27 protein-coding genes and 1 tRNA gene are annotated in these 26,618 nt (G+C 63.9%); 10 read left to right on the top strand and 18 right to left on the bottom strand.

All coding sequences use genetic code 11. The annotated features are described in order from the left end of the window. Positions 1 to 12: 12 nt before the first annotated feature. Positions 13 to 981 carry an octaprenyl diphosphate synthase gene (gene ispB / locus AAGA68_13780; protein MEM9386130.1) on the bottom strand — a complete coding sequence of 323 codons (969 nt, stop codon included), beginning with the start codon at positions 979 to 981 and terminating at the stop codon, positions 13 to 15. Between the two features lie 220 nt (positions 982 to 1,201). Between ispB and rplU the strand changes: the two genes are divergently transcribed. The 3 genes from rplU (at position 1,202) to cgtA (ending at position 3,036) form a co-directional block, all read left to right on the top strand. After that, complete coding sequence (gene rplU / locus AAGA68_13775) at positions 1,202 to 1,519, top strand: 50S ribosomal protein L21 (GenBank protein MEM9386129.1); 318 nt, start codon at positions 1,202 to 1,204, stop codon at positions 1,517 to 1,519. Positions 1,520 to 1,560: 41 nt separating this feature from the next. After that, positions 1,561 to 1,824 (top strand): 50S ribosomal protein L27, encoded by a 264-nt coding sequence (rpmA, locus tag AAGA68_13770; protein ID MEM9386128.1) that lies wholly within the window; start codon positions 1,561 to 1,563, stop codon positions 1,822 to 1,824. A gap of 129 nt (positions 1,825 to 1,953) precedes the next feature. After that, a complete protein-coding gene (cgtA, locus tag AAGA68_13765) occupies positions 1,954 to 3,036 on the top strand; it encodes an Obg family GTPase CgtA (GenBank protein ID MEM9386127.1) in 1,083 nt (360 codons plus the stop codon). A gap of 71 nt (positions 3,037 to 3,107) precedes the next feature. Here the strand turns inward: cgtA and rpsT are convergent, their stop codons facing one another. Further along, complete coding sequence (gene rpsT, locus AAGA68_13760) at positions 3,108 to 3,374, bottom strand: 30S ribosomal protein S20 (protein ID MEM9386126.1); 267 nt, start codon at positions 3,372 to 3,374, stop codon at positions 3,108 to 3,110. Between the two features lie 189 nt (positions 3,375 to 3,563). On the opposite strand from rpsT, the gene murJ reads away from it, so the two are divergent. Genes murJ through lspA form a run of 3 tightly spaced genes read left to right on the top strand, consistent with a single transcriptional unit; the run spans position 3,564 to position 6,693 of the window. Then, the gene (gene murJ, locus AAGA68_13755) at positions 3,564 to 5,087 is read left to right on the top strand and encodes a murein biosynthesis integral membrane protein MurJ (protein ID MEM9386125.1); all 1,524 of its coding nucleotides are present in this window, start codon (positions 3,564 to 3,566) and stop codon (positions 5,085 to 5,087) included. Positions 5,088 to 5,146: 59 nt separating this feature from the next. After that, complete coding sequence (ribF, locus tag AAGA68_13750) at positions 5,147 to 6,103, top strand: bifunctional riboflavin kinase/FAD synthetase (protein MEM9386124.1); 957 nt, start codon at positions 5,147 to 5,149, stop codon at positions 6,101 to 6,103. A gap of 47 nt (positions 6,104 to 6,150) precedes the next feature. Next, positions 6,151 to 6,693: a signal peptidase II gene (gene lspA, locus AAGA68_13745; GenBank protein MEM9386123.1), complete on the top strand. Its 543-nt coding sequence runs from the start codon at positions 6,151 to 6,153 to the stop codon at positions 6,691 to 6,693. A gap of 37 nt (positions 6,694 to 6,730) precedes the next feature. On the opposite strand, the gene AAGA68_13740 is transcribed toward lspA, so the two are convergent. The 12 genes from AAGA68_13740 to AAGA68_13685 all read right to left on the bottom strand — a co-directional run bounded on the left by AAGA68_13740 (position 6,731) and on the right by AAGA68_13685 (position 19,841). Further along, positions 6,731 to 9,814 carry a VWA domain-containing protein gene (locus AAGA68_13740; protein ID MEM9386122.1) on the bottom strand — a complete coding sequence of 1,028 codons (3,084 nt, stop codon included), beginning with the start codon at positions 9,812 to 9,814 and terminating at the stop codon, positions 6,731 to 6,733. Between the two features lie 30 nt (positions 9,815 to 9,844). Beyond that, positions 9,845 to 10,324 (bottom strand): PilX N-terminal domain-containing pilus assembly protein, encoded by a 480-nt coding sequence (locus tag AAGA68_13735; GenBank protein ID MEM9386121.1) that lies wholly within the window; start codon positions 10,322 to 10,324, stop codon positions 9,845 to 9,847. Positions 10,325 to 10,358: 34 nt separating this feature from the next. Beyond that, the gene (locus AAGA68_13730) at positions 10,359 to 11,369 is read right to left on the bottom strand and encodes a PilW family protein (protein ID MEM9386120.1); all 1,011 of its coding nucleotides are present in this window, start codon (positions 11,367 to 11,369) and stop codon (positions 10,359 to 10,361) included. Positions 11,370 to 11,380: 11 nt separating this feature from the next. Next, entirely contained in the window at positions 11,381 to 11,881 is a 501-nt protein-coding gene (gene pilV / locus AAGA68_13725) for a type IV pilus modification protein PilV (GenBank protein ID MEM9386119.1), read from the bottom strand. A gap of 214 nt (positions 11,882 to 12,095) precedes the next feature. Then, positions 12,096 to 12,551, bottom strand: coding sequence for a type IV pilin protein (locus AAGA68_13720; protein ID MEM9386118.1), 456 nt, complete (start codon positions 12,549 to 12,551; stop codon positions 12,096 to 12,098). Between the two features lie 41 nt (positions 12,552 to 12,592). Beyond that, complete coding sequence (locus AAGA68_13715; GenBank protein MEM9386117.1) at positions 12,593 to 16,159, bottom strand: PilC/PilY family type IV pilus protein; 3,567 nt, start codon at positions 16,157 to 16,159, stop codon at positions 12,593 to 12,595. Positions 16,160 to 16,195: 36 nt separating this feature from the next. Next, positions 16,196 to 16,549, bottom strand: a complete 354-nt coding sequence (locus AAGA68_13710; protein ID MEM9386116.1) for a hypothetical protein — start codon at positions 16,547 to 16,549, stop codon at positions 16,196 to 16,198. Between the two features lie 31 nt (positions 16,550 to 16,580). Then, positions 16,581 to 17,063 (bottom strand): PilX N-terminal domain-containing pilus assembly protein, encoded by a 483-nt coding sequence (locus AAGA68_13705; GenBank protein ID MEM9386115.1) that lies wholly within the window; start codon positions 17,061 to 17,063, stop codon positions 16,581 to 16,583. Between the two features lie 30 nt (positions 17,064 to 17,093). Further along, positions 17,094 to 18,086, bottom strand: a complete 993-nt coding sequence (locus AAGA68_13700; GenBank protein ID MEM9386114.1) for a PilW family protein — start codon at positions 18,084 to 18,086, stop codon at positions 17,094 to 17,096. A 2-nt stretch (positions 18,087 to 18,088) separates the two neighbouring features. Then, positions 18,089 to 18,598 carry a type IV pilus modification protein PilV gene (gene pilV / locus AAGA68_13695; protein MEM9386113.1) on the bottom strand — a complete coding sequence of 170 codons (510 nt, stop codon included), beginning with the start codon at positions 18,596 to 18,598 and terminating at the stop codon, positions 18,089 to 18,091. 6 nt (positions 18,599 to 18,604) lie between these two features. Continuing rightward, complete coding sequence (locus AAGA68_13690; GenBank protein ID MEM9386112.1) at positions 18,605 to 19,207, bottom strand: GspH/FimT family pseudopilin; 603 nt, start codon at positions 19,205 to 19,207, stop codon at positions 18,605 to 18,607. A 91-nt stretch (positions 19,208 to 19,298) separates the two neighbouring features. Continuing rightward, the gene (locus AAGA68_13685; protein MEM9386111.1) at positions 19,299 to 19,841 is read right to left on the bottom strand and encodes a GspH/FimT family pseudopilin; all 543 of its coding nucleotides are present in this window, start codon (positions 19,839 to 19,841) and stop codon (positions 19,299 to 19,301) included. 376 nt (positions 19,842 to 20,217) lie between these two features. Between AAGA68_13685 and AAGA68_13680 the strand changes: the two genes are divergently transcribed. The 4 genes from AAGA68_13680 to AAGA68_13665 all read left to right on the top strand — a co-directional run bounded on the left by AAGA68_13680 (position 20,218) and on the right by AAGA68_13665 (position 22,373). Next, on the top strand, positions 20,218 to 20,637 hold the full coding sequence (locus AAGA68_13680; protein MEM9386110.1) for a transcriptional repressor: 420 nt from the start codon (positions 20,218 to 20,220) through the stop codon (positions 20,635 to 20,637). Between the two features lie 266 nt (positions 20,638 to 20,903). Next, on the top strand, positions 20,904 to 21,098 hold the full coding sequence (locus tag AAGA68_13675; GenBank protein ID MEM9386109.1) for a hypothetical protein: 195 nt from the start codon (positions 20,904 to 20,906) through the stop codon (positions 21,096 to 21,098). A 409-nt stretch (positions 21,099 to 21,507) separates the two neighbouring features. After that, on the top strand, positions 21,508 to 22,197 hold the full coding sequence (locus AAGA68_13670) for a hypothetical protein (GenBank protein MEM9386108.1): 690 nt from the start codon (positions 21,508 to 21,510) through the stop codon (positions 22,195 to 22,197). Between the two features lie 100 nt (positions 22,198 to 22,297). After that, positions 22,298 to 22,373: transfer RNA gene (locus AAGA68_13665), tRNA-Thr, on the top strand. Between the two features lie 413 nt (positions 22,374 to 22,786). Here AAGA68_13665 and AAGA68_13660 read toward each other — a convergent pair. The 4 genes from AAGA68_13660 to AAGA68_13645 form a co-directional block, all read right to left on the bottom strand. Then, on the bottom strand, positions 22,787 to 24,124 hold the full coding sequence (locus AAGA68_13660) for an arylsulfotransferase family protein (GenBank protein ID MEM9386107.1): 1,338 nt from the start codon (positions 24,122 to 24,124) through the stop codon (positions 22,787 to 22,789). Between the two features lie 138 nt (positions 24,125 to 24,262). Continuing rightward, positions 24,263 to 24,850 (bottom strand): FkbM family methyltransferase, encoded by a 588-nt coding sequence (locus AAGA68_13655; GenBank protein ID MEM9386106.1) that lies wholly within the window; start codon positions 24,848 to 24,850, stop codon positions 24,263 to 24,265. A 474-nt stretch (positions 24,851 to 25,324) separates the two neighbouring features. Then, positions 25,325 to 25,873, bottom strand: coding sequence for a gluconokinase, GntK/IdnK-type (locus AAGA68_13650; protein MEM9386105.1), 549 nt, complete (start codon positions 25,871 to 25,873; stop codon positions 25,325 to 25,327). A gap of 307 nt (positions 25,874 to 26,180) precedes the next feature. Further along, on the bottom strand, positions 26,181 to 26,612 hold the full coding sequence (locus AAGA68_13645) for a DUF1801 domain-containing protein (protein ID MEM9386104.1): 432 nt from the start codon (positions 26,610 to 26,612) through the stop codon (positions 26,181 to 26,183). Between the last annotated feature and the right edge of the window lie 6 nt (positions 26,613 to 26,618).

The raw sequence follows: 26,618 nt of genomic DNA, 5'->3' as shown, positions 1-26,618 counted from the left end.
GAGCGAACGGCTTTAGTGACTTCGGCTAACGGAAATACTCGCTAGGGATGCTAGCGCGTCCTTGTACACCGAGTCGGGCAGGGGCGCCAAGGCAGCGAGGGCCGCGTCCGCTTCTTCCCGCGCACGCTGGTGGGTGTAGTCGAGGGCGCCTGAGTTGCGAACAGCGGCGATTACCGCCTCGATCTCATCCCGTCCGCCGGTTTCGATCGCCCGACGCACTAGCGAGACTTGCTCGGGCGTGCCGACGCGAATCGCGTGGATGAGCGGCATGGTCGGCTTGCCCTCGGCGAGGTCGTCGCCGATGTTCTTGCCGATCTCCTCGGCACTGGCGTCGTAGTCGAGGGCGTCGTCGCGCAGCTGGAAGGCGGTGCCTAGGCGCATGCCATACACGGCGAGTTGTCCGGCGATTTCGGCCGGCTGTCCACCGAGGATGGCGGCAAGCTGAGCGCCGGCCTCGAAGAGCTTCGCGGTCTTGTGGCGGATCACCTCGAGGTAGCGAGCCTCGGTGGTGTCGGGGTCGTGGCAGTTCACGAGCTGCTGCACTTCGCCCTCGGCGATCACGTTGGTGGCGTCGGCGAGCACTTCCATGACCTGCATGTCGCCGATCTGCACCATCATCTGGAAGGCGCGTGAGTAGAGGAAGTCACCGGTGAGCACGCTGGCAGCGTTGCCGTAGACGGAATTGGCCGTCTGGCGTCCCCGACGCAGGTTCGACTCGTCCACCACATCGTCGTGGAGCAGGGTGGCCGTGTGGATAAACTCGATGATGGCGGCGGACTTCACGTGGGCGTCGCCCTCGTAGGCTAAGGCCCGCGCAGCGAGCACTACGATCATGGGCCGCAGGCGCTTGCCGCCGGAGCTCACTATGTAGTGCGCGATGGTGTCGATCAGGGGCACGCGGGTGTGCAGCTGCCGACGGATTTCACCGTCGATCGCGGCAAGATCCTCGGAGATAAGCGCGCGAATGTCCGTCAGGGCCATCTCGGAGGGAGACGCCTGGATGAGGTTCGTAACCATCGGCGGGGGAGTGCTCTACGGCGTCCTCTAAACTAACGCGTAGGCATCGTAATGAGTCTGCCATAGGCGGCGCAAGCGGCTCTGCGGCGACGCAACTTGCAGTCGCGTATCGGCTTGATTGCGGTGCACCCACGGCGCCGCTATACTCCGGCGTCTTTGCCCAACTGGATTAGGAGAAACAACCATGTACGCGGTCATCAAGACGGGTGGCAAGCAGTACCGGGTTAGCGAGGGCGATGTCCTGCGCGTGGAGAAGCTCGAGGGCGAGCCCGGCTCCACCTACGAATTTACGGACGTGCTGATGGTCGGTGATGGCGAGAACGTCACGGTCGGCTCTCCGCTAGTCGCTGGCGGTAGGGTCACAGCCACGATCGAGGAGACGGCCAAGGGCGATAAGGTGGACATCGTGAAGTTCCGCCGCCGTCAGGGCTACCTCCGCATGAAGGGCCATCGTCAGTTCTACACCCAGCTGAAAGTCACGGGTATTTCCTGCGACGCCTGAGCGGCGCGGAGATCAGCTAACAACACCGGAGCGATCGAGCAATGGCACACAAGAAAGCAGGCGGTAGTACTCGCAACGGCCGCGATTCACAGAGCAAGCGCCTAGGCTTGAAGAAGTTCGGAGGCCAACAGGTGAAGGCAGGCAACATCCTCGTTCGCCAGCGCGGCACGGGTTTTAACCCGGGCGTGAACGTGGGCGTAGGTCGTGACCACACGCTGTTCGCCCTTACCGACGGTGAAGTGCGCTTCACCAAGCGCGGCCCTAAGGCGCGTCGCTTTGTCGACGTGGTCGCCGCCGACAGCTGAGCGTCCCGCCAGCGGCCTAGGCCGCATGGCCGAAACGCCTACGAGGCCCCGACATCGCGCTCGGGGCCTTGTTGTTTCTGGGCCTCGGCCACGGTTGAATCACACGCGAGGTCAGTTCAAGGAACCGTCGTGAAGTTCGTCGATGAAGCCACCATCCGCGTAAACGCCGGCAAAGGCGGTGACGGCTGTGCCAGCATGCGCCGGGAGAAGTACGTGCCTAAGGGTGGCCCCGACGGGGGCGACGGCGGGCGCGGCGGCGACGTGATCCTGGTGGCGGACGAGGGCCTCAACACGCTCGTCGACTTTCGCACCCAACGGCGCTTTCGCGCCGAGACCGGGCAGGCGGGCCGCGGCAAGGACTGTACGGGTCGCGGAGGCCAGTCGCTGGAAGTAAAGGTGCCCGTCGGTACGATCGTAAAGGACCTCGACACGGGCGAGACCCTGGGCGACCTGGCGGACGCGGACGCCCGTCTGGTCGTCGCCCGCGGCGGTGACGGCGGCCTCGGCAACGTGCACTTCAAGTCGAGCACGAACCGCGCGCCGCGCCAGTTCACGCCGGGTCAGCCCGGCGAAGCGCGCCAGCTGCAACTCGAGCTGCGCCTGCTGGCGGACGTAGGGCTGCTCGGGCTTCCGAACGCTGGCAAATCGACGCTCATCGGCGCCATGTCGGCGGCGCGCCCAAAGATCGCCGACTATCCCTTTACCACCTTGCACCCGAACCTCGGCGTCGTGCGGGTAGGCAGTCACCAGAGCTTCGTGCTCGCCGACGTGCCGGGCCTCATCGAGGGGGCTGCGGAGGGCGCAGGGCTGGGGATTCGCTTCCTCAAGCATCTGGAGCGTACGCGGCTTCTGCTCCACCTGGTGGATCTAGCACCGCTCGAGGGCGATCCACTGAACGACGTCACCACGATCGCGGGGGAGCTCGCGAAGTTCTCACCCGAGCTCGCCGCCAGAGAGCGCTGGCTCGTGTTCAACAAGCTCGATCTGCTCAGCGACGACGATGCGCAAGCGCAAATCGCTAGCGTCACGCAGTCCCTTGACTGGCAGGGCCCCGTGTGGCGCCTCTCGGCAGCTACAGGCGCGGGCTGTAAGGAGTTGGCGGGCGCACTGATGCAACGCCTCGAGCGGATGCGCGAGGAGGCGGTGTCGAAGGAAGAAACAGAGGGTGCTGCGGCAGGATCGACGGCGACGGGCTGGGAAGACGCGCCTTGATGGCGCTTGAGATACCCAGCCCGCTGGCGACCGCGCTCGAGGAGCGAGGCGGCCGCGGCGAGGCACGAGGCTCAGGCGTTGAGCTTGAGGATCGCGCTGTTCAGGCGGCTCTTATAGCGGGCGGCGGCGTTACGGTGCAGCACGCCCTTGCTCACCATGCCGTCGATGACGGGGGCGGCAGCCTTGAAGTGCTCGTTGGCGCCGGCGGCGTCGCCTTCGGAGATGGCCTTGCGCACGCGCTTGATCATGGTGCGCATGCGCGAGCGGAGCGACATGTTGTGGGCGCGGCGGCCGACGGCCTGGCGCGCGCGCTTGGTGGCCTGCTTGGAGTTAGCCAAGAGTCTTTGCCTCAAATGCTTTGCGTGAACGAACGGAGCGCCGGGCCGCGGACACGGTCGCCGCGGGCACACACTAGGGCGCCGGGTAATCCACAATTATTCGCGCGACGTTGCGTCGTGTCAATGTCCGACTAGGTTTCTTGCCGCGTGGGGCGCAGTCTTCTCAGGTCCACCTCCGTCGTTAGCGCCATGACACTGCTGTCGCGGGTGCTAGGCTTCATCCGCGACGTGGTGCTGGCCCGCCTGTTCGGCGCGGGTGCTGGTATGGACGTCTTCGTAGTCGCCTTTCAGATCCCGAACTTCCTGCGCCGCCTGTTTGCCGAGGGGGCCTTCGCGCCCGCCTTCGTGCCCGTGCTAACCCAGGTGCGCAAGGTGGGCGACGCTGAGGATGAGCAGGCCTTTATCGACCGTGTGGCCGGCACCCTAGGCGGTATTCTGATCGCCGTCACGGCCCTTGGCGTGCTCGGCGCGCCGGTGCTCATTTTCGTGTTCAGCTCCGGCTTTGGCGGTGGGGAGGCGGCAGAGCGCTTCGACCTCGCCGTCGACATGCTGCGTTTCACCTTTCCCTACATCCTGTTCATCTCCCTGACGGCCCTCGCCGGCGCCGTGCTCAACGTGCACGAACGCTTCGCCGTGCCGGCCTTCACGCCCGTGCTTCTGAACCTGGTGTTGATCAGCGCTGCCGTTTTCCTCTCCACGGGGATGGCTCGGCCTGAGATGGGCTTGGCCGTGGGTGTCTTGGTGGCGGGGGCTGTGCAGCTGGCGTTTCAGCTGCCCTTCTTGCGCGCAATCGGCCGCCTGCCACGCCCGCGCTGGGGTTGGCGGGACTGCAATGTGCAGCGTGTGTTAACGCTCATGTTCCCTGCGATCTTCGGCTCCTCCGTGGCGCAGCTGAATCTCCTAGTGGATCGGCACATCGCGTCCTACCTCGAGACGGGTAGCATCAGCTGGCTGTACTACTCAGATCGGCTGCTCGAATTCCCCCTGGGCTTATTCGCCGTGGCCCTGGCGACGGTGATCCTGCCGCGCCTCTCCGCACGCTATGACCGCGAGGCACCGCAGGCCTTCAGCGCCACCCTCGACTGGGCCCTGCGCCTGACGGCGTTGATCGCCGTACCGGCAGCGATCGGCCTCACGGTGCTCGCCGTGCCGCTGATCGCCACCTTGTTCCAGTACCGGGAGTTCGATGCCCACGACACGGTGATGGCGGGCGCTGCGCTCACAGCCTACGGCCTGTGCTTGCTCGGCTTCGTGCTCGTCAAGGTGCTCGCGCCGGGGTACTTCTCGCGCCAAGACACGCGCACGCCCGTGCGTATCGGCATCATCGCGATGGGGGTCAACATCGCCTTGAACGGCGTGTTCGTGCTCGCGTTCTTGCGCTTGCGCTTCGATGCCCCTCATGCCGGTCTAGCGGCGGCGACCGGTGTATCCGCTTTCGTCAACGCGGGCCTCTTGTACCGAGGCCTTCGTCGCGAAGGGGTGTACGCCCCCAGTGCGCAGTGGGTGACCCTGTTGCCGCGCCTGCTCGCGGCGGCGGCGCTGATGGGGGTATTGGTGTGGTGGTTGGCGGGTCCGCGCGAGACCTGGCTGATTGGGTCAGCGTGGGATCGGGCAGGTCACCTCGCCCTGTGCGTGTTGGGCGGTGCCGCCAGCTACGTTGCTGCCCTTTGGCTGTTCGGATTGCGCCCCCGCCATCTGCGCACGCCTGCCTGAGCGTCGGCCATGGCCGCGCTATACTTCGGCGCTTGTACCGCCCGCACCTCACTCGATCGATGCAGCTGATTCGGGGCCTCTACAATCTGCGCCCCGAGCATCGGGGCACGGCGCTGACCCTCGGCAATTTCGACGGTGTGCATCGCGGCCACCAGGCGATCCTCGAGCGCTTGGCAGGGCTCGGCGGTGGCCGCACGAGCGTGCTCCTGTTCGAGCCCACCCCCAGGGAGTATTTCGATCCCGCCCACGCCCCGCGTCGCTTGATGCGCTTTGCAGAGAAGCTGGACGTGCTCGCGACCCTGGGCGTCGATCAAGTGGTCTGCCTGCGTTTTGACGAGCGGATCGCCGACCTGGCCCCCGAGACCTTCGTCGAGCAACTGTTGGTGGACGGGCTGGGTATCACCCATGTGCTAGTGGGGGCCGACGCGCGTTACGGGCGCCAGCGCGCGGGCACCTTCGCCACGCTCCAGGCCCACGGGGAGCGCGCGGGCTTTGCCGTGGAAGCCGCGCCCACGGTGTGCATGGGGGGCGAGCGGATCTCCAGCACGCGCATTCGGGCTGCCCTCGCGGCTCACGACTTCGCGGCGGCGGAAGCCCTGTTGGGGCGACCGTACGCGATGAGCGGGCGTGTCACCCATGGGCAGAAGTTAGGTCGCACCCTCGGTTACCCCACGGCTAACATCCCCGTCAGACGCCTGCACTCGCCCCTGCACGGCATCTTCGCGGTGCGCGTGGCAGGCGTCGGATCCGCAGACGACGCGGCAGGCTGGCCCGGCGTGGCGAGCCTAGGCAGCCGCCCCACGGTCGACGGTGAGGGCCTGCTGCTAGAGGTGTTCCTGTTCGACTTCAGCGGTGATCTCTACGGTCAGCGCCTTCGCGTGGAGTTCGTCCAATACCTACGCGATGAAGTACGCTTCGACAGCCTAGAAGCCCTGACCCGCCAGATGGACGAGGATGCCCAGGCGGCGCGCCGAGCCCTCGCAGGGACCCAAGATCCTTCGGCGCAACACTCGTAAGGAGAACGCACAGGATGAGCTCGCCGGAAGAACTCGACGCCCGCCCCATGCACCCGGCCCTGCGCTGGGTGCTCGGCTGGCGTAGCAACGGCGCCTGGCTGTGGCTCTCGGCGCTGGTCATCGTGCTCGATCAGCTCACCAAGCGCTACATCGTGCAGCACTTCGAGTACGCGCAGAACGTCGTGGTCAACGACTACTTCAACATCACCCGCCTGCACAACACGGGCGCAGCGTTCAGCTTTCTCGCCGACGCCTCAGGCTGGCAGCACTGGCTGTTCGTCGGCCTTGGCCTAGCTGTATCGATAGGTATCGTGATCTGGCTGCGCTTGTTGAAGGGGCGGCGAATTCTGAGTGCCGCCTTGGCTTTGATGCTCGGGGGGGCGCTGGGCAACGTGATCGATCGGGTGCAGTTTGGGCACGTGATCGACTTCATCCACGTGCACTATCAGGAGCACTTCTTTCCGGCCTTTAACGTGGCGGACTCAGCCCTCACCCTGGGCGCGATCTTACTCATCATCGATGGCTTCTTCAGTCGCTCGGCGGAGGAGGCCGCCCTGCGCGACGCGGCGCAGGGCGGTACCGAGGACTGAGGCAGCGGCGTCGACGCCGCTGCGCTTTGCGCAGGCTTTAGTTGCCCCCGCCCACATCGTCCGTGTCTTCCTGTCGCCAGAAGGTCTTGACGGGCAGTTCGGTGCCCGCAGCGTCACAGCTCTCGGGGCCGACCACGCAGCCGATGTCCCGTCCGCCGGGGCCCTCGGCCAGTTCCTCTTCCTCGCCGCCGTCGCCCTCCGGCGGGCCTTCGTCACCGCAATAGTCGCCGAAGCAGGTAGGGGGTATGTAGCCCGTCCCCTCATCCTCGGTGAAGATGTAGACCACCTCTGGTGGGATACCGGGCTTGTCGAGCTCGTCGACGCCCACGACCCCTGTGCCCAAGTCAACGCTGTACAGCTGTCCGTTACCGAGGGCGGCGAAGCAGGCCTGGGTGGTGCCGTCATCGGGCAGGTAGCTGGTGAAGCTGGCCTTGTTCTGGAAGATGCGGGTCTCTGAGAGCACCTTCTCACCTGCTGCCGTGACCATGGGCATATAGAAGCCGCTCGCGAGGCTCTCCGGGTTGTTTTCGAGCTCACCAATATAGGCGAAGTCGGCTTTGGTGAAGCCGTACTTGTCGACGTACTCCCCGGCCGGGTCTTCGCTCAAGCCGAGCTCGTCGAAGGGGTAGAAATCGCGCACGACGAAGAAGTAGTCATCCAGGCCGTCGTACTTCGGGTGGGCGCGGTAACCCGAGGCGATCGTGACGTTGAAGAAATCGCGGCCATCGGCCTCCCCCAAGGCCACGTCCGGCGCGTAGTAGAAGCGACGATTGTCGCTAGCCCCACCGCCCTCGGCTCCACCGAGCGAGGCTAGCACCCCACCGGTGATGTGGAAGTAGTCACCTTCGTCGAAGGGATTGTGCACATCGAGGCGCCACACGCGACCGCCGAGGTCTGCCGCGTAGAGACGGTCGGCGAAGCCGTCGGCGTTGAGGTCGACGACGCGAATTGCACCGGTGATCGCTGATTCCATATCCTCGAAGTAAGCCTGAGTGAGCGTATCTGCCGTGTTGGCCGCACTGCCGGACCACACCAGCTCGCCGGTGAAAGCGTTCACCATGTAGATCGCATTGCCCACCGAATCCGGCGCGTAGGTGGAGTAGTTGTCCTGGCGTAGATCGTAGCCGGCACCGAACACGAGCACGTCCTGGTCTAGCTCACTTCCGAAGGTGCCGGTCTTGACCCGGGTGCGGGTGATCGGCGACCAGGTTTGGCCGAGCTGGGCGAAGCCGCTGTCCGACGGTGAGCGTTTCCACATGAGCTGCGGATTCGCGGGGTCCGTGTAGTTGATGGCGTAGAGATGCTCGCCGCCGCGGCGCAGGCCCACGTAGAGGTAGACGCTGTCGCCGGCGCCCGCGTCAATCTCTCCGTCACCGCCGTCCTGGACCCAGGCCGCGATCGGGCCGTCCACGCCGTAGATGCGCGTAGTGGTTTCGTAGTCGGCGTACCAGTCGTCGACGTGCTCCACCAACTCCAGGGGCAAAAAGGCGGAGAGCTCAGTGCCCGTCTGGCCGTCGAAGGCGTGCAAGAAGCCCTCGTTGGAGCCCACGAACACCACTGCCTGGGGTTCGTCCTCACCGCGGGCGTAGGTCACTACCACGGGCTTGGAGTGCATGGGATCGCCGAGTTGGAGTCGAGGCTCCTGCGTGTCGCCATCCTCGTCTTCGTCCTTTATGTCCTTGCCGCCTACCCACTGCAGCAGTTGCCTTAGGCGTTCGTCGTCACTGCCCGCTTCCCCGTTGAGCAGGTCCATGTCTAGATTGGCCAGGAGGTAGTCGCCGAACACCTCGATGTTGGCGGTCGTAAACGGCAGCAGCGCGCCGCCCCATTCGGTGAGCACCCTGCGCTCGGTGGGCAGCAGGGATCCTACACCCCCGGCCTCGACGGAAAAGCCGTCCGGCGCGTCGGACCACCAGCTGCGTGACTCTTCGCGGAAAAAGCCCGTGTTCTGATCCACCGCTTCCATGTCGTCCTTGTCGATCACCACCAGATCGCCGCCGGCGTTCTCGCCCAGGCGGTAGCGCTTGAGGTTGCCCTTCCAGCGAGCGGTACCGGTGGCTTCGAACACGCTGTAGTACAGCTGATCGAGGTGGGTGGTGCGATCGAAGGCATTGACGGAGACTCCGGGGGAGGTGAGGGCGCTACCGCCGTCGTTCACCTCCACGAAGATCTGCTCTAGCACGCTCAGAAGCGTGTCTGCGTCGTCGGCCAGGTAGTAGCGACCGCCGCCGCGCACCGCCGTGTCTTCCAGTAGGGGAAGATCCTGGAAGAAGCCGATCGTGTGGGTGATGACGTTCTGGTGGCCGTCCGCTTCCGTGCCGTACAGATCGTTCTCGTAGAGGTAGGCGGCGATGTCGTCGAGGCAGTCGCCGTCGCCGTCGACACTGTAGAAGCTCCAGTTCCAGTCCGGGTTGTCCGTGCAGATGCCCTCGAAGCCGGGCCAGGTGGGGACCACATCGGTGATCTCCGAGTCGAACTGGGGTTGGCCGTCCGTGAGGTAGACGATGTGGTTCTCCTGGCACTGGCGGGCGGGGCTGATGTACGTCGTGCCGTCGTGGGAGTCTGGATCACTCGGCGAGTAGTTCTCCGCTAGCTGGGGGTCTTCGAAGTTTCCTGCGTAGGTTTCGAGGCCGAAGTACACGTCCCAGCCCATCATGTAGGACGCCGCTTCGTACATCGTCTCCGACAGCTGGGTGGTGCCCGTGGCGGTAAGTGCTGCCACCTGGGCGAGGATGTCGTCGCGTGCCGTGGCGATGTCCTCGATGGCGTGCAGGACCATGCCGCCGCCTTCGTTGAAGTCATCGGGCAGCAGTTCGCCGGTCATGTAGCCGGAGTCGAAGCGCATCAGGCCCACGTTCACGTAATCCAGCTCGTTCAGAAAGCGGGTCACCACCTCCTTTACGATGTCCAGGCGCGAGCGCCCGTCCACGTCCGAGTTCATCGACCCTGAGGTGTCGATGACGAACAGCACGTTGGCATAGTAGTCGGGACCGAACTCGTTGGCTGCGGTTTGGTAGAGCTCGGCGTCGTCCGCTTGCGCTAATCCAGCCGCGAAGGTGGCGGCGACGGTGGCGCCAGCGCAAAGCAGGCGGCGCCAGGATCGAAGATCACGATGGTGCACGATAGTCACTCCTTGCCCGGGTGGTGGGCGCTAGTCCTCGCCGAGGCCCGAGGGCACCACGACGTAGAAGCCTTGCAGGTGGTTGGAGCGGGCCCCGCGAGCAGACTCGCCAAGGCTGTCGATCTGGTAGTGATCCGAGCGGTACTCAGTGAGCGAGTAGCCGGGGGGCGGCAGCTGGGTGCTGTTGTAGGTGGTGGTGGTATCGGCGGTGACCCCAGCCGCGAACTGGTAGTCCTCGGTCGTTCGCGGGACGGCGATGTCCTCGAGGGGGCCACGCAGAACCTCAGCCTGGATCGCCGATTCGGCGGCCTCGAAGGCATCCTGCGAGTGCTGCGTGTTGCCGGCCATCACCAAGTCCAGGGTGTTGCTGCTGATGCCCGTGACGCCGAGCAGGGTCATGACCAACAAAAGTACTAGGCCCACCACTAGCGCTGCACCTCGCTGGGGCGCTGCGAGCCGTGCGGGCCGCGCGCTAGGGCGGCGATGGATGGCGAGTTGACGCTGGTGCATCGGTGAATCCTCGTGTTGGTGGGTAATAAGCGCGCTAGAGCGCACCGCCATTGAGCTCCACCACGCGGTTGCGTAGGGCGACGGTCTTGCTGGTCAGTATGCGGCGCAGCCGATCGTCGTCAGGATCAGCGGTGGTGGAAGGCGTGAAGCTGACGTCGGCGTAGGTGTAGGTGGCGTTGTCGATGAAGCCGTCCTCGTCCTGATCCGTACGCATGCGTAGCCAGACACGAACGGACATCACCTGGGAGTAGTCGAGAGCCGGATCAGCATCGACGTAGCTATTCACCGAGCCGTCCGCGTCCGTGTCGATGCCGTACTGCACCTGCAGATCCTCCGCCCCGGCGAGCAGCTCCTCATCGGCCACGGTCGGGTTGGGACCGTTCTCGAGCGTCAAGCGACGTAGGGAGGGCAGTCCCGCATCGAAGTCCGAGGTGGGTGAGACGTAGTAGGCGTGGGCGATGAGCGCGAAGTTACCGGCGGACGGGGCGTAGCCGGCGGGCTCCGTGGTGCCCACGAATAGCTCGCCGCGATTCTCGTCTGCGCGCATGTAGAGCGTGCCTGCCTGCAGATCGGCGGTCGCCGTCGCCGTATCAGCCACGTGGCGCACGATCAGCATGTCCGAGCCTGCAACGTAGCGGTTCGATCCCGCCAGGCAGGTGGCGTTGTAGGGGTTGGCGCCGTCGGCGCCTTCGATCGGGCGCTCCAGATGGACTGCCCAGTTGTTCTCGCAGTCGTTGTCGATGGCGATGTTCACCGGGTCAGCGGGCGTGGCACGTTCGGCGATGGACTCCGTGTCCGTGGTCGCGCCCCAGTAGCCCGCCGCCCGAATGTCCGGCTCGAGGAGCTCCATTGCATAACGCGCGCTCTCCTGCATCCGCGCGACCCGTGCGGTTACCTGAATCGTGCCGTAGCCGTTGGCGTAGATGCTCAGGGCGCCGGTGATCAGGAAGGTGCCGATGAACAGGGCCACCATCACCTCCACCAAGCTCAAGCCGCTGACGCCTCTCGCCATCATGTTGGCGTTTCCCTTAGGTATGTGTGCCATGATGGGTCCCCTCAAATGGCCAGGGCGAGCGTGTAGGACTGTGCCTCGTCGCGCTCGGTCCAGCTCACGGTGATGACGAAGGTGCTGGGGAAGGTGGTGTCGTCGTAGTCGATCGTGCCGATGCCGCCCGGCAACCCGAGCTGGATGGCGGAGTCCTCGCTGGAGTTACCGATCAGGGTCTTCCACTGCCAGATGTCGAATTCGGCCAACTCGTCTGGGTCGCACGCGATGGCCGCAACGCCGGCAGTCTCTGCGCATGCGAAGGGCGCGTTGGAGCCTGCGACGTTGTTGCCCGCTGCGTAGGTGGCTTCTCCCGCGGGATTGCTGCGGATGCGGTCCGCCATGTCGGCGGCTAGAGAGACCGCTCTGGTACGACTCAGGGCCGTGTAGCCCACGCGCAGGCTCTCCACATACAAGGCCGCGATGCCGAGCATGCCGATGGAGATCACCACTAGGGTGACCAGAACCTCGACCAGGGATAGGCCGCGCTGACGCTGAACCCGCTGTTGCATCGTGAAGCACTCCGCGTAATGGCTAAGTAAGCGGAGCAGATGCTGGCACCCTCAACGGTGCCGAGAAGGGAGCTTAGATGAGTGGGAGTGAACGCGTGATGAACGGCACGGCGCCCCGTGCACGGATCACAGTTGGCACCTTATGACCGGATGTGATCCGCTTCTCGGTTTACCGATAAGCTCAATTAGGAGACAACACTGTTGCCGGTTGTGGCTATCGCCAGCACTGATCGGTGGTGTCGTTGGCACCTTCGCCATCGCCGTCAGCAGCGAAGCGGCGGCCCGTATGATCGTAGCTAAAGAATCCGCACGGAGTGTCATTTGCCTGGGCGCCACCGGCGATGGGAATCGCCGTAATCGTATAGGTGTCGGGCCCATCGTCAATCGATGCGCCGAGCGTGTAGTACCCATTCGACGAGACACCGGACGGATACCCAAGCGTCGTCAGGTTACCTGTGTAGGTATTGTTGTCGATGAAGAACTTCTCCTGCTCCGCGGCGAGCTGCAGAAGGGCGTCCTGGGCGTCCGTGCGCCGAGCCCGTTCCATCTGCTTGCCGTAGTTGGGCAGGGCGAAGGCAGCGATGATCGTAATGATCGCCACCACGATCAACAGCTCCGTGAGGGTGAAGCCAACCGCGGACCGCGGCGAGGACCAGCTCGCTGCAGTCATTGAGCTTCCTACGCGCTGAGGCGCGAGCGATGGCTCGACCATCACTTGTTCTGGCGCCAGAAGGTACGCACGGGGGCGTTGCAGATGCCGGGGTCACCCACCTCGACGCCAATGACCAAGGTCACCTGGCTGAAGGGGTTCTCGCAGCCTGTGCCGCTGATGCCCACGTTCTCTTCATCCTCATCGCCCTCATCCTCTTCGTCTTCCGGGTCTTCGGATAGGCAGGGGCCGTCGCACTCGGTGAAGATCAAGCGTGGCGTCGGTGGGATGCCGCCCGCATCCAGCTGTTGGAAACGATCCTCCGGCGTGATGTTGCCATCCTCGATGCCGTCGTCCAGGAGGACGGGCGCTCCGCTAACCAGATCGGCCGTATACAGGCGGCCCTCGCCCAGCACGCCGGCGAAGTTGCAGGCGGGTTCGAAGTCATTGTTGGGCAGGTAGCTGGAGAAGAAGATCTTGCCATCGGCGGTTAGGGCCGCCGACAAGTTCTTCTCGCCGCTAGTGCTCAGGCGCAAGAGCCAGCCCTTAGTGCCATTCAACTGCTCTGCCGTGGGTGCGACGTTCTCCGTGATGTCGAGCAGTCCACCCTCGATGATCGGGTCTGGGTACAGCACCGTGATGCCGTCCTCGTCTACTGGCGGTGCGAAAACGTTGCCGTCCCGAAGCATATAGAAGCGATCGTCCACAGAGCTGCTGAGCGGGCTCGCGCGGTGACCTGTACCCAAGGCAACCGTTAGGAAGGAGCCATACACCTCGTCCAGTACGCGCGATATGCTCGGCGCGTAGTAGAAACGACGGTTGCCCGCATCGGCATCGCTGCCGAGATCGGCGAAGAGTGTGCCGCTGGTCCCACCGGGGTCATCACCGGTGGGTAGGTCGGTGATGTCGAAGCGCCAGACGTGTCCACCCATGTCACCCACATAGAGGCGATCAGCAAGGCCATCGCCGCCCGTGTCCACCACGGCGACGTCCGACGGAATGCTGTTGATCATGCCGTCGATGACCAAGTTCGGGGGGCCACCTGCGGCCTCCGTGGGGCCGGCCCACCACAGGCGCTCGCCGGTGAGGGCATCAATGATGAACACTGCCCGACCCATATCGTCGGCCTTGGGCGGTCCAACGGGATCTTGCGTCAGCGGGTCGTAGCCACCGCCCATGACCAGCACCGTGCGGCGCTCGCCGCCGACCGTCATGTCGGCGACGGTGGCCGCGGACCAGCTCTGGCCGAGCTCGGCGAAGTTGCCCGTGCCGCCGCGGAGGGTCCAGGCCAGTGTGGGCTGATCGGGGTTGTCGCCGGGGATGCGCAGGGCGAAGTAGTTGCGCCCGCCGCGGCGCATGGAAAAGTACACGTAGAGGGTCTCCCCAGGCTCTACCACGCGATCGCCGTCGTCGTTCTGGATCCAGAAGCTCAGCGGACCGTCCAGGCCGTAGCCCTTGCGCGAGGGATTGAGCACCTCGTTGTCGATCAGGCCGTACAGCTTGCCGAGCAAATCCGACGGGATGAACGACCAATCCTCCAGCACTTGTGAGTCGTTGGAAGGCTGCACGTTGATGGCGTGGAAGTAGCCATCGTTGGTGGCGACGAACATCTTTAGGCTGGTCTCACCGACACTGTTGGCGAAGGTCACCAGCGTTGGATTGCTGTGCAAAGGATCGCCAAAGATAGGCGCGGCATTGCCTTCGCTGTCGAGGCCGCTCAACACTTGGATGGCTGCTTCGCGCTGGTCCACCTCCACGTTGAGCATAGCGGCGGTAAGGAGGTCGTTGGCTACCTCGAAGCGATTCTCCGGCAGCCAAAGGTCGACGTTGGCGCCGGCGAAGCCCGTGTCGGTGAAGATCGTGCGCGCCGTTCCCATGCGGTTGCGTATACCGCCCTTGGAGACGTCAGCGCCGTCCGCCTCGCTGCTCCAGAAGCTGCGCGCGTCGCCGAAGAACTTACCTCCCTCGTCGATCGCCATGCGCCCGTCCGCATCGACGATCTCCATCGTGGCATCCGCTCCCTCGACGCCTGCCACCTCAGCTAGCCGATACTTCTTGATGTTGCCGGCCCAGTGCGGTTTGGCGCTGGGCACGAACATGGTGAAGAACAGGTCATCGCTGTTCACCAGGCGGTTGAAGCCGTCCACGGCGACCGCAGGCGACTGGAAGGAGTCGTTGTCCGCATCGATGTCCGTGAACACCTCGCTCAGGGCGTCGGAGAGCTCCAGCGTGTCGTTGGCGGTGTAGTAGCCCCGACCCAGGCCGTCCGGTCGCGTGGCAGTGGCCGCATCGAGCAGCAGCGGGTCGTCCGTGAAAAAGCCGATGGTGTAAGTGAGGGCGTTGTTGCTGACCTCCTCTTCCCCTTCGACTTCCTCGAAGGAATCGGCTAGATCATTCTCGGACAGCCAAATCGACAGCTCATCGAGGCAGCTGCCGCTGCACTCAGCCCCGTTTAGGCCTGCGATCGCCTCGTCTGCCTCCTGGTCTTCCACCGGCAGCCCGTCGGTTAGTAGCACCACGTAGTTGGCCTGGCAAAGCTCCGTCAGGGGGCTGCGGTAGATGTCGCCATCGCGCGAGCCCGGCACGGAAGGTAGCGGCGCGCCGCCGTTTCCAAGGGAGTCGATCCCGAACAAGACGGGACCGCCGGTCAGGTAGCGCTGCGCTTCGAACAGCGTTTCCGCTAGCGGCGTATCACCGCCGGGCTGGAGCTCTTCGATGGCGTCGAGCAGGGCGGTGCGGTTGGCCGGGTCATTCACGCTGGTGACCGGGTGCACGACCATGCCGCCGGACGAGTTGGAAGAGAAGCGCATGAGGCCAACATTGACCCCGCCAACGCTGGCGATCAGGTCCTGGCCGACGTCCTTGAGCACCTCCATGCGGGTGCTGACGCGTTCACCGCGATCGCCGTTCAGCCAGTTGATGTAGTTGGCGCTGTACATCGTGTAGATGTCTTCGCCGTTCCAATCGAGTTCGTTGTTCTCATCCGCTGTCCAGGGGCTGTCGTCGTTTTCGTCACCGAGGTCATCGTCTTCGTCTTCACCTTCCTCGTCGTCGTCAACCTCATCGTCGAGCGCGGCGACAGCGTAAACACGCAGCAGATCGAGGCCATCGCCGTGCTCGCCGCTGTCAGTTTCGCATTCGATTGGTCGCAATTCACCGGGCGGCTCGCCGAATTCGGCGACGGCGATCTTCTCCCACTGCTTATCGTTCCTATCCCACTGGGCGAAGCGATCCGTGTAGAAACCTGCGCTGAGAAGGGCTTCGTTCGCCGCGTCGCAGAAGAACGACGTGACCAGCGTGTACTGCAGGCTGAAGCCTGTGCACTCGGGCAGCTGGATGTTGCTGTCCTGGCGCACATAGTACAGGCGGTCCAGGATGCACTCCCCCTCGTAGATCGTGCCGGGGTCGTAGTCTTCGCTGACCACCAGCTCGCTGCCCATGCTGCCCGACGTATCCAGGATCATGAGCACGTTCGGGTCGGCCGGGGGGATGGCCTGGACGAAGATCTCCGTGTCGTCCGCCGCGGCGGTGCCCGCGAGCAGCGTCACCCCGCAGGCGATCAATCCGGTGGTCCATGCCGAAGATCGGCGGTAGGTGCGCGCCAGGCTAGCGTTTATGCGATTACCCATGATGAATCCCTCCAGCTTCCCTCTGGTGGTAACCGCTCACTGGCGCAGCAGGATGCGGGTGACGATGAGTGACTTCGGGTCGTAGAACACCGTAGCGCCTCGGTCTCGGTTTAACTCGGCCTGGGCCAGCGTTAGGCGCCGACCGCCCTGGCTGGCAACCGTGCTGCCGTCGACCCGCAGGGTCAGCTCCGGGCACTGGTCGCATCGACGCGCGCGGATCGTTCCGGTGGTCGTTGAGGTGAGCGACAGATCCAGGTAGGGGCTTTCCGCGGCGTGCTCGCGAATCACCATCTCGTTCGGGTAGAGCGCGTGCGCGCATGTGCTTGCGCCTAGCGCCAGCGCCATCCAGATCGCTGCGGGCCATCGAGCGATACGATTCGTTCGGTTCATGGGAGTGGTCCTTCAGGTAGTCAGGTCGCTGCTAGGGCACGGGGGCGACGATGTAGAAGCCCGCCGTATTGTCGGCGTTAGCTCCGCGTTGGGAAGTGACGGTCGCGCTGTCGACCTGGAAGTGAACGGTGACGCTGGCGCCCTGTTCCCAACCGATAGGCACGGCGTCGGAGAATCCGGTGAAGGTGGTGGTGGCGGTCGAGGTGACGACGCCATCCTGCCACAGGTCGAAGGTGACGGGGTCGCGCACTTCATCGCCGGGGGCCGTGGTGTCCTCGAGCTCGATAGCCTCGTTGGAGCTGATTGCGGCAGCGAGGGCCGACTCGGTGGCCTCGAAGGCATTCAGCGCCTCGCGCGCGCTGCCCATCATTCGCAGATCGTTACTGGAGGTGACGACGCCCGTGATGCCGAGCAGGGTAAGCACCGCAAGCAGGACGAGGCCGATGATCAGTGCGGCCCCGCGCTGGCGACGCAAGGTGATCGGGTTAAGGAAAACAGAAGGCGCTTTGCTCATCCGACTCTCCGAGTACTTGGTATTGTTGTTTCAGGGATTGCGTACAGCGATCGTGCGCGATAACAAGACACGCCGGAAGTTGCCCGGAAACTCCTCCGAGCCGGCGGTCCGCACCACATCCCCCAGCGTGAAGCTACGCGTATCGCTGTAGCCCATCTCCGGGTTCTCGGCTCGCATCAGTAGCCAGACGCGCAGAGACACCACGTCGGTGCCCGGGGCGTCCAGGATCGCGTTGTTGTCTGAATCGACGTAGGCGTCAGCGGCCTGGTCATCGTTCATGTCCACGCCGAACTGGATCTGCAGGTCTTCGACGCCGGGAATCACCTCCTCATCGTCGAGGATCATCGCGCCGCCCACCTCGCGCAGTATCTTGCGACGCAGGGAAGGCAAGCCGTCGTCGGCGGCGAAGCTCCACGGGCGCACGTAGTAGACGTTAGAGACCATGGCGTGATTTTCCGCGAAGGGGCTGAAGCCTGCGGGTTCGGCACCAACGAACAGGGCCCCGCGCGGTGACTCGTCCGAGCGTACGTAGAGTTGCCCAGCTTCGAGGTCTGCCGTGGCGACCGATTCCTCTGAGACGTGTCGCACGATGATGATGTCACTGCCCGCGCGGTGTTGATCATCGGTCATGCAATCCCAGTCCCCGGGTCGCGCGGCGTTGGCCCCCGCGAGGGGAGTCTCCACGTCCAGAGAGAAATTCGCGTTGCAATCCCCCGCAATGGCGACGCCGAGTGGAGCGGTGTCGGTCGCGCGGCCTTCAATGACGGCGGGGAAGTCGTGCAATCCCCAGTAGTTCGCGGCGCGCAGGTCAGGTTCCATCAGGGTGAACGCGAAGCGCCCGTTCTCGAGCAGGCGCGCAATCGAGGCGCTGACCTGGATGGCGTCGCGCGATTCGATGTATACGAGCAGGGCGCCGCCAGTGAGAAAGATCCCGATGGCGCTGGAGACGAGTAGCTCCACCAGGCTCACGCCGCGTTGGCCTAGTGCTCGCCGTGGTGCGGAGGACGCGAAGCGCACCACCATGGCTACTGCCCCACCGTAATGGTATAGGTCTTGGTTTCGTTGTTTTCCCGCCACTGCACGGTAATCCGGTGGGCGTCGGGGGTGCCGGGGAGGTACTCGATCGACCCGTCCCCTTGCGGCACCGACAGCGGATTACCGGCCGTCATTGCCTGTCGCCAGGCCCACAGGTCGTAGGCTGCCAGCGTTTGCGCATTGCATGGCGCGGTAACATCCGCAGTGGGGGTGTCCGCGCAGACCTCCTCCGTAGGTGGCGCACCAGCGCCGAGGCCAAGTTCGTAGTCGGGCGCACCGGCCGGGTTGGCGCGGATCCGATCGACGATGTCAGCGGCGAGCAGGGTGGCACGCGTGCCGTTCAGCGCTTGGGCTTCCACCTGCAGGCTAAACACCTGAAGGGCTGCAACCGTGAGCAGGCCCACGGACATCACGAGCAGGGCCACGAGCACTTCGATGAGCGAAAAGCCCTGCTGGTGCGGCACGGGCAGCGCACGATGGCGGACGGTTTGTGGAATCATAAGCAACTATTCTTCTTCTGGGGGCTCGCAGGTCAGCGCGTCCTCGCCTAAGTCAGTTCGGGCGCGCACCTGCGTACGCCCGGTCTGGGATACGTTGATCACCCGGGCGAACGCATCGCTGGCGCGCTGATCGCAGAACAGCATGTCGCGCCCCCCATCCACGGCGGCATCAAAGTCGGGGAATCCACTCGGCAGGTAGGTGAGCGCATCATCCAGGGGTGCGTCGGACGCGAGCACCGTAACCTGCACGCCACGGGCGGGCAGGCTGCCCTCGCGGGCAAGCACCTCCTCGCCCCCGTCGATCGCCCCGTCGCCGTTTTCGTCGATAAACACAACCCAGCCTTCGTCCCACCGGTCGCCGGTGCCGCAGCTTGGTGCGTCAGCGTTGGCGTTGTTCGAGCGGCAGATCGTCACCGGCGAGTTACGCTTGAGCGCTTCCGCGCGCGCTAAGGTGAAATCGGTAATCAACGAGTTGACGCTGGCCGTGAGCCCATTGTTCTGCAGCACGGCGTTGAAGCTGGGCACCGCGAGGCTCGCCAGAATGACCAAGGCGGCGATAGTGACGAGCAGCTCGACGAGCGTGACGCCGTTTTCGTGACGTGGAACCATTTGATGAGTATACGCACGTCGTTTCGACCCCTAATCGTCAGCACCGACGAGCGGCTAAGCGCCTGTTCTGAGCGGAGTAAACACGCACACGTTATGACGAAGAGCACGTCAGCGCCTCGCCGTCGGCACGGGTCGAGGCGACCCGCGGGCGACCGGTCCAGGACACGATGATCGCCCTTGCGAAAGGAGCGCCGCGTCGGTCGCAGACCGTGAACGTGCCGTTGGTCGAGCGCTTGCCGTAGGGGCGCATCACGAACGCCTCCCGGTTGGCGGTCACCTGCACTGCGCCGGGCAGGGCGCTGCGATAGATGACGGGCTCATCGGGATCTCGGCGTGGCGGGTCATCGCCATCTTCGTTGACGAAAGCGAGTAAGCCCTGGGCCCACGTCTCTCCACCGCCCCGCGCACAGTCGCCATCCGCAGAGGCCTGACACAGGACAACCGGCTGAGCCCGGCTCAGGGCAAAGCGCCGCGCCAGCTGTAGGGCACTCAGGAGGTCGTTCACCGCCGCCGTTCTCTCGCCGCCCGCGATGGTGTGCCGGAAGCTGGGCGCGGCGATGGTCAGTAGTAGGGCGCCAATGCTCAAGGTCATGAGCAGGTCGAGCAGCGTGACGCCGCGATGCACTGGCGGCATGGCCTGCACTCCCGCGTGGTTCTAGGGAGCTCAGCCTAAGGGGGATTATCGGTGCCGAATCGGCACGAAACCGGCGCGCGCAGTACGATATGCGACCGTGTTGATCGGCTGCCCGCTCGCTCTGTTGCAAGGCCCTGCGACCCGAACCGCGACCGACCTGCCGCGTGTGACGTCCCTTAGTGTGGCCGTCGATCGCCGTCGAAGTAGATGGCGCGCAAGCAATTTTTCCGTGTTACGCCGCTCGCCAAGGCTGCCTCGCGCCGAGGACGTGTCTAAAAGTTTGGCACCTAGAATCCTGACAACTTATACTCCTAAGTCCCCAATGGACTGGGTTTGGATCCATCAATAGCTCACCAAAAACAGAGAGTTAACACAAATGGATAGCGCCGCCGTAAGAGATCGTATCAAGCGCAAGCTCGAGGCCCATGGCGTCACTCCCACCAGCCAGCGCCTGGACGTTGGCGTCGTGCTGCTCGACAAGCCTTGCCACATGAGTGCCGACGGACTGCTCACCACCCTGCGCGCTAGCGGGGCACGGGTGTCGAAGGCCACCGTCTACAACACCCTTAACCTCTTTGCCCAACGCGGGCTCGTGAGGGAGGTCACCGTGGACCCCACGCGGACGTACTACGACTCCACCACCGATCCGCATCATCACTTCTACAACGTGGACACGGGCGAGCTCACGGACATTGCGCCGGAAGCCATCGAGATCCGTGAGCTGCCAGAGCTGCCCGAGGGTACGTCCGCGGCCAGCGTGCAGGTGGTAGTGCGTGTGCGGAGTGAGCAACGCTAGCGTTCGGCTGCCCTAGGGTACTGAAGTCACGACATATCCCGCTTTGCGAGGAGCGGGATATGTCCACCCCCTACCCGTGACGTTTTACCTATCAACACGCTTGATGTCGGCCTACCTTACGGCCGCTTCTCACCTGACTTGATCATAGTTCTCTAACTCACTCCGGAAGTGCTGAACCATCAACCGCCTACGTTGATCAGGCACAGCTCTTGCTCCGATCTAGCTCGGTAACTCAAGAGCGTACGGCTTGGCGAGCAACGGAGGCGATGATGTCAAACTACCCCATTTTGCGGCGTCTGGTGAGTCTGCTTGCCCTGCTCGTCTTCTCGGTCACCATGGTGGCGTTCGCGAGGGCCTTCGCAACGCCTAATACGACGGTAGAGCCGGGGGGCTTTCCCGCGCCCTCGTCCGTGCTTGCACCCTTAGAGAGTATGCGTTCGCCGGCCCGGGGCGGCGCCTAGGGAACACTAGTCACCGAGCTGCCTCAATCGGTGATCTTCGCGTTCTGATCGGCTTACGCCACGTGACCGGGGTGGGGCTGGTGCCGGCTTCAGAGGCGGGCGAGCGGTGCGGGCAGGTTGCGGTTGCCTGCCTTCACCGCGCATCCACCGTGCCGGTTGCGCGGGGCAGGCGGAGCCGAAGCGAGTGCGACTCGCCGTCCGGTTCCGTCTGCCGCCGCCACCTTTGTTCACAAGGTGCCTGCCATAACGCGTACTTGTTCCCGAATTCGCGATGTCATTGATGGCATCATCGATTCAGGATGTCGGGCTGCACAGCTGCTCGACTGCAGCTACGGAGAGCATGAAGATGCGGTCACATAATAGAACTAATAGTAGGGTGCCCACTGCGCTCATGGCCGGGTTTTTAGCCATGACAGTTGCTGCTGCGGCGAACGCTGCGATCGTGACCTTTGGCGCTAGCGCGCATGCGGTGAGCGCGCGCGGAGCCGGTGCCTACGGCTCCCAAGACCTTCGAGAGCAGGGCGAAGGGCGTGCGGTAAGCGTGGCCACGCAAGCCTCCGGTGCGAAGGCTCGCACGGATGTCACCCGGTGGATGGGCCAAGACGAGGCGTCGCTGCGGATGGAGTTCACTCACGCACGCGATGATAGCCCCTTCAGTCTCAGCCACTCTCGTGGCCACCAGCAGTTCAGCACAAACGCCGACATACGCTTCGAACTGACCGGATTCTACGCGGTATCCGGTGGAGGCTCGCTCAGGTTGCACGTGTTCGTTTACGACCTCCTACGAGAAGAGTTCCTGGTCAGCGAAGCGCACGTCTCTCGCCGCGGCGGTCGACTACAGCTTGGCAACGATGGCGCTGCCCCAGGAATCGCCGGTGTGCTCGCCGCAGGTGGTCGCTACGCGATCTGGTACCACGCCTACACGTTCTCCTGGCCTGGCGCAGGTCTCGCAAACGCCCACGGAGAACTGTCCCTCGCAATCCATGGCGCGTCGCAGGCGGTGACTGAACCGCCGGCGCTGATGCTGATGCTTGCCGGAATCCCCCTCGTGCTGGGCCTTGGTCGACGTCGCCTGCGGGCGCAGTCGAGCCGCTCTTAAGAGCCTGCATTCGCGGCACTCAGGGTCCGGCCGCTCGCCGGACCTGGGTTGTTGGTCGGTGCTGCGTTCTGGGGTAGACTCCGCCGCTTCTAGTGATTTGGCCGGGGTAGCTCAGTCGGCAGAGCAACTGATTCGTAATCAGTAGGTCGGCGGTTCGAATCCGCCCCTCGGCACCATCAAAACAACAAGTTACGTTGACTTTCGAGCTGCATTGCTGCCGTCCTGCCGCCGATGCTGCCCCCTCGCATACCAATGCGGCGTAGGCTGGCGCAGGTCGGTGGTGTGCGACTCCCGCAGCTCAATACGGAGGGCCAAGTCCCTAGCAGCTTGCCCGCGTGTGCTGACTCCACTGTCTGGCCGAGGGGCGTCCGCCCGACCTCCGCTGCTTCGTTCGAGCCGCTGGAGTGCCGTGTAGGCTGAACGTCAACGGCATTAGCGCGGATGGCGCGGAGGATCTTCAAGAGCGCTTCCGCTCACTCCCCGGACGTGTGGTGGGGTCTCGCCGTGGCGCCAGGACTAGTGCGCTCGGGAGGGCGTCGTGCCTAGTGGAAACTGGTCGGCGCCGAAGGCGCACGTTTCTGCCGCACACCTAATCGCATTTTTGACTCCAAAGAGCAGCCTGCTGTTCAGTGACCACGAAGGCCTCACTTAGGTGCAAGGTTTGGTCCTTTGACCAGTTGTAGCTGTTTATGAAGTCAAATAGGACATTGCCGGTTTCCAGGTCGACTTCGAATACCCTCCCCTGAGTGGAGCTTGTGATGAGCGCTGATCCGTAGGGAGTGACTTGGTGGTGGCCGTTGAACCTGGAAAAGAAACCGTAGCGCTCTCCGTCCACAAGTACGCGATGGGTTCCCTCACGCGGATCCACTGAAACGATGGTAGAGCCGCGCACGATACCGCGATTGTATGCGCGGTGATTGTTGCTAAAGAGCGTAATGGTGCCATCCGCCTGCCAGTCTGGATCATGTTGACCGTCGCCCGCGCCCACGTGCCACCAGTCGATCTTCAAGGTGCGAGGATTGAAGGCATAGAGGAGGTTTGTTGTGCGATAACTGAGCATCAGGCTTCCGGGAGAGAATCCCGGGAATGCGTTGCCCATTGACGGGGGTAGCACTTCGATGTCATTGGGGTGAGTGGCGTCAGGGGTGTTTGCCGCCTGCTGCAGCTCGAATATGAACAGGCCCGGGTTGCTTCTCTCAACCTCGGCCACGTCGATGGTCTCCAGTCGCTCGCCTTGCGTCACGGAAAATCTGGTCAACTTCGGATGCAGGTCCTCTTGGTTGCCCTCTAGCGTCCAGAAAGACGCGCCGTGCGAATCGAGAGCCACGGTGTGGTGATACTTACCAGGTATCTTCCAGCTGAGGTTGCTGCAGCGGTCGACGCTGAATAGTGCGCCACCTGCCTCCTGCATAGTGAAGATCAGTGAGCCGTCTGCCACGAGCGCGACTCCGTAGAGGTTCTTCAGAATGTCCGGCTTCTGCGTGACCTCCGGGTACTCGGCGGACAGGCGCCAGGTGTGCCCTACTTGCCCAGCGGGGTCAAGCAGCACGGCCCCCCAAAAGGCCTCTTCGAAGTCAAAGGCACCGACGATAAGGCGATGCGTCGAGGGTGAGTTGGGGGCGATGAAAAGCTGCGCCGCATCGCGACGCGTGCGTGTGCCCGGAATGACAAGTTCGCGCAGCGATGACGTATCGACCGGCTCGTAGCTGCGAATGAGTCGGGAGGGCTCGATATCCAGGTCATTGCGAATCATCTCTAACAGCGAAATGTCTTCGTCTGGATCCCCCCTAACGAAGCTAGTGAGGTCGTCGAACGCACCGCCTACCCATCGCCACGGGAACACTTTCAGCTCGACGGCGAAGACGCCCCAGCAGAAGAACACCAGAGCGACTAGGTAGAGCACCGCGAAACGTACAAGGGATGGCATGTGTGTTACATCTCGCTCAATCTGCGACCCATAGGGGCCGGGTCAAAACGGATAAGGGGTGCTGAGAACGTCCAAGGCGCTGGGGGGTGTTGCCGATCGTCTGGATGAAGCGCCGTTGCTCTGCTTTCCCCTTGTCTGCTACTCGGCTCGTGCTGAAGTGAGGATTGTGTTTTTACACACCTGCCCGGTTATCGCATACCCGAGCGGAGCAAGGTTTTCGGCCAGCCAGTCTGCCTCTGGGCATGTCTCAACGAGCAGCAGAGGGCGACATCGCGCGATCGTCTCGAGTGCGCCTTCAAGCGCTTCTACCTCATGGCCCTCGACATCCAGATGGATCACCGTGACGTGGCGGTCCTGTGGTATGACTTCATCGATTGCCTGAGTCTCCACACTCAGGGCGCCTTTGCTTTCGCCTACGTGGCTAGCCCCGCCGAGCGGCGCGCCCTCGAGGTCCTCGACCACGAAACTGACATCCCCAGCGGTGCGTGATAAGGCGGCTTCGGCCAACGCCACATTATCAAGTCCGTTCAGTTCGCATGTCACTCTGGCGCAGCGTGCGCTGTTCGGATTCGGTTCGAATGCCCAGACTCTAGCGGAGGGAGCGAGCGCCGTGGCGATTGCAGGCAGGAAATCCCCGAAAAACGTCCCCGCGTGCACGACATCACCAGCCCCGCTTGCCGCCCGTATCTGCTCGATGGTTTCGGTCTCATAGACCGCGCCGGCCATCACGCATCGTGCCGCGGGTCGAGTGATGCAGTCCAAAGGTACGCAATAGACCCCTAGGGGGTTGTAGGCAACACACACGTGCGGGAGGCTCTGAGTCCCGTTCGGCGGGGCAGGCAGCCTGGGGGAGCGGCGAGGCCGTAGCCGCCAGCGATGAAGGAGTCTGCGCAGAATCTGCGTGATCGACATAAACGTTGGCCTCCAGATGCCCGAGCCGGCGATACCAAGCCAGGTTGGCGGGGATGATACCTGCCTTGTGTTTGGCGGATCGTCTACTGATGGTCTTGGAGCGGTGAGAAGGCCAGCCAGCTGCAAGGCCTCAGGGCGGGCATCGTCGATGACCTTCGGCCGCAGCGCGTCGGCATTGGCGAGATACGTGTTCTGCTCCTAGGCCAGCCGGTCCGAGGTCCTCAAGCGACCTACGCATCCTGATATTAGGGGCGCGCTTAGGGCTGCGCAGTGGCAGTGCTCGACCTGCTAAGCGTTTATGGCGGCTGGTGACTGATCCAGCAGCGGGACAACCCGCTCGGCGAGCGCCTCGGGGGATAGGGTCGCATCCATGGGGAACACGTCCGCCTCCACCAGCGGCGACTGCAGGTCGTCGAGTTGGCTGTTCAACAGCTTGAGGGGCAAACAGTGGGCCTTGCGCCCGGTCAGGCGCTCCTTGAGCACGGTCCGGCTGGCGAGCAAGTTGATGAAGGACACACCAAATCGCTGGGATCGCAGGCGATCCCGATCTTGGCGGCGTAGGGCGCTGTGCGCCAAGACGCAGCTACGCCTGGCGATGGCGAGATGATCCAGCCGGCGGCAAACCGCGTCCATCCAGGGCTTGCGATCGGCGTCGCTGAGGGACATCCCGCCCGCTAGCTTCAATCGGTTGGAGGCGGGCTGGAAATCGTTTGCGTCCAGCATAATCAGCTCAAAGCGAGCGGCGATGGCGCGCGCCAAAGCAGCTTTTCCACTGCCCGCCATGCCCATGCAGATCAACAGATGCGGTCGCTCGATCACGCCTTCGTCCCGGCTCATTCTGCTCTTCGAGGATCCATAATAACGCCGTCTTCGCCGAATTGCTTGTTCGCCGCCCCTCGGTTACTGCGTATTGCACGACAGTCGTTGCGCCAGCGGTAGCGAGCCGTGGGCTGAGAGGGGTCGAAGGTGCACTGCGGCAAGCGGTGCCTCGAAGATCCCCGGGTAGGCGGCTGCGAATCGCGCAGTCGTGGTTCGTCCTGGGCGTGTGACGCCGAATGCCGCGATTCACACTCAGCAAAGGCGCTAAGTCCCGACCCCCGCAGCCACGAAGCCACGAAGCCGTGGGCATGCCTCGTCGGTGGGTCTATTTGACCAGTAGCGTGCCTCGGGTGGGCACGCCACCGTTCTCGCGCAGACGCTGGAGGCTGAGAGCGATCGCGCCCTCCACCAGCGTCGCCAGGTAGTCGTCGTCTAGGGTGAGTACTTCGCTGAGGCGCACGTGGCGGATCAGCTTGCCGGTGCCCAGCAGACGTCTTTGAGGATCGTCCAGTTCAGCGCCTCGGTTAAAGCCGAGGTTGGCATGGGCTTGATAGACGGCGATATGGCAGAAAGCGTCGCGCAATGCGCCAGTGTGGCTGAAGGCGGTGGAGAGTACGCGCCGATGGTAGAGCAGCTCCCAGCAATCGGGGGCGTGACCGAGCAGCATCGCACGCGCTTGGAGAGCACGTTCCTGGACCGTGTTGGGGTAGTCGCGCAGCTTCTCTAGTAGCGCTTTGGCGGGATCGCGCACCGTCATGGGCTG

It is taken from the genome of Pseudomonadota bacterium (assembly GCA_039193195.1).
Taxonomy (GTDB): Bacteria; Pseudomonadota; Gammaproteobacteria; order Steroidobacterales; family JBCBZW01; genus JBCBZW01.
Note: the sequence above shows the minus strand (reverse complement) of the source record. Positions and strands in the feature narration are given on the sequence as shown.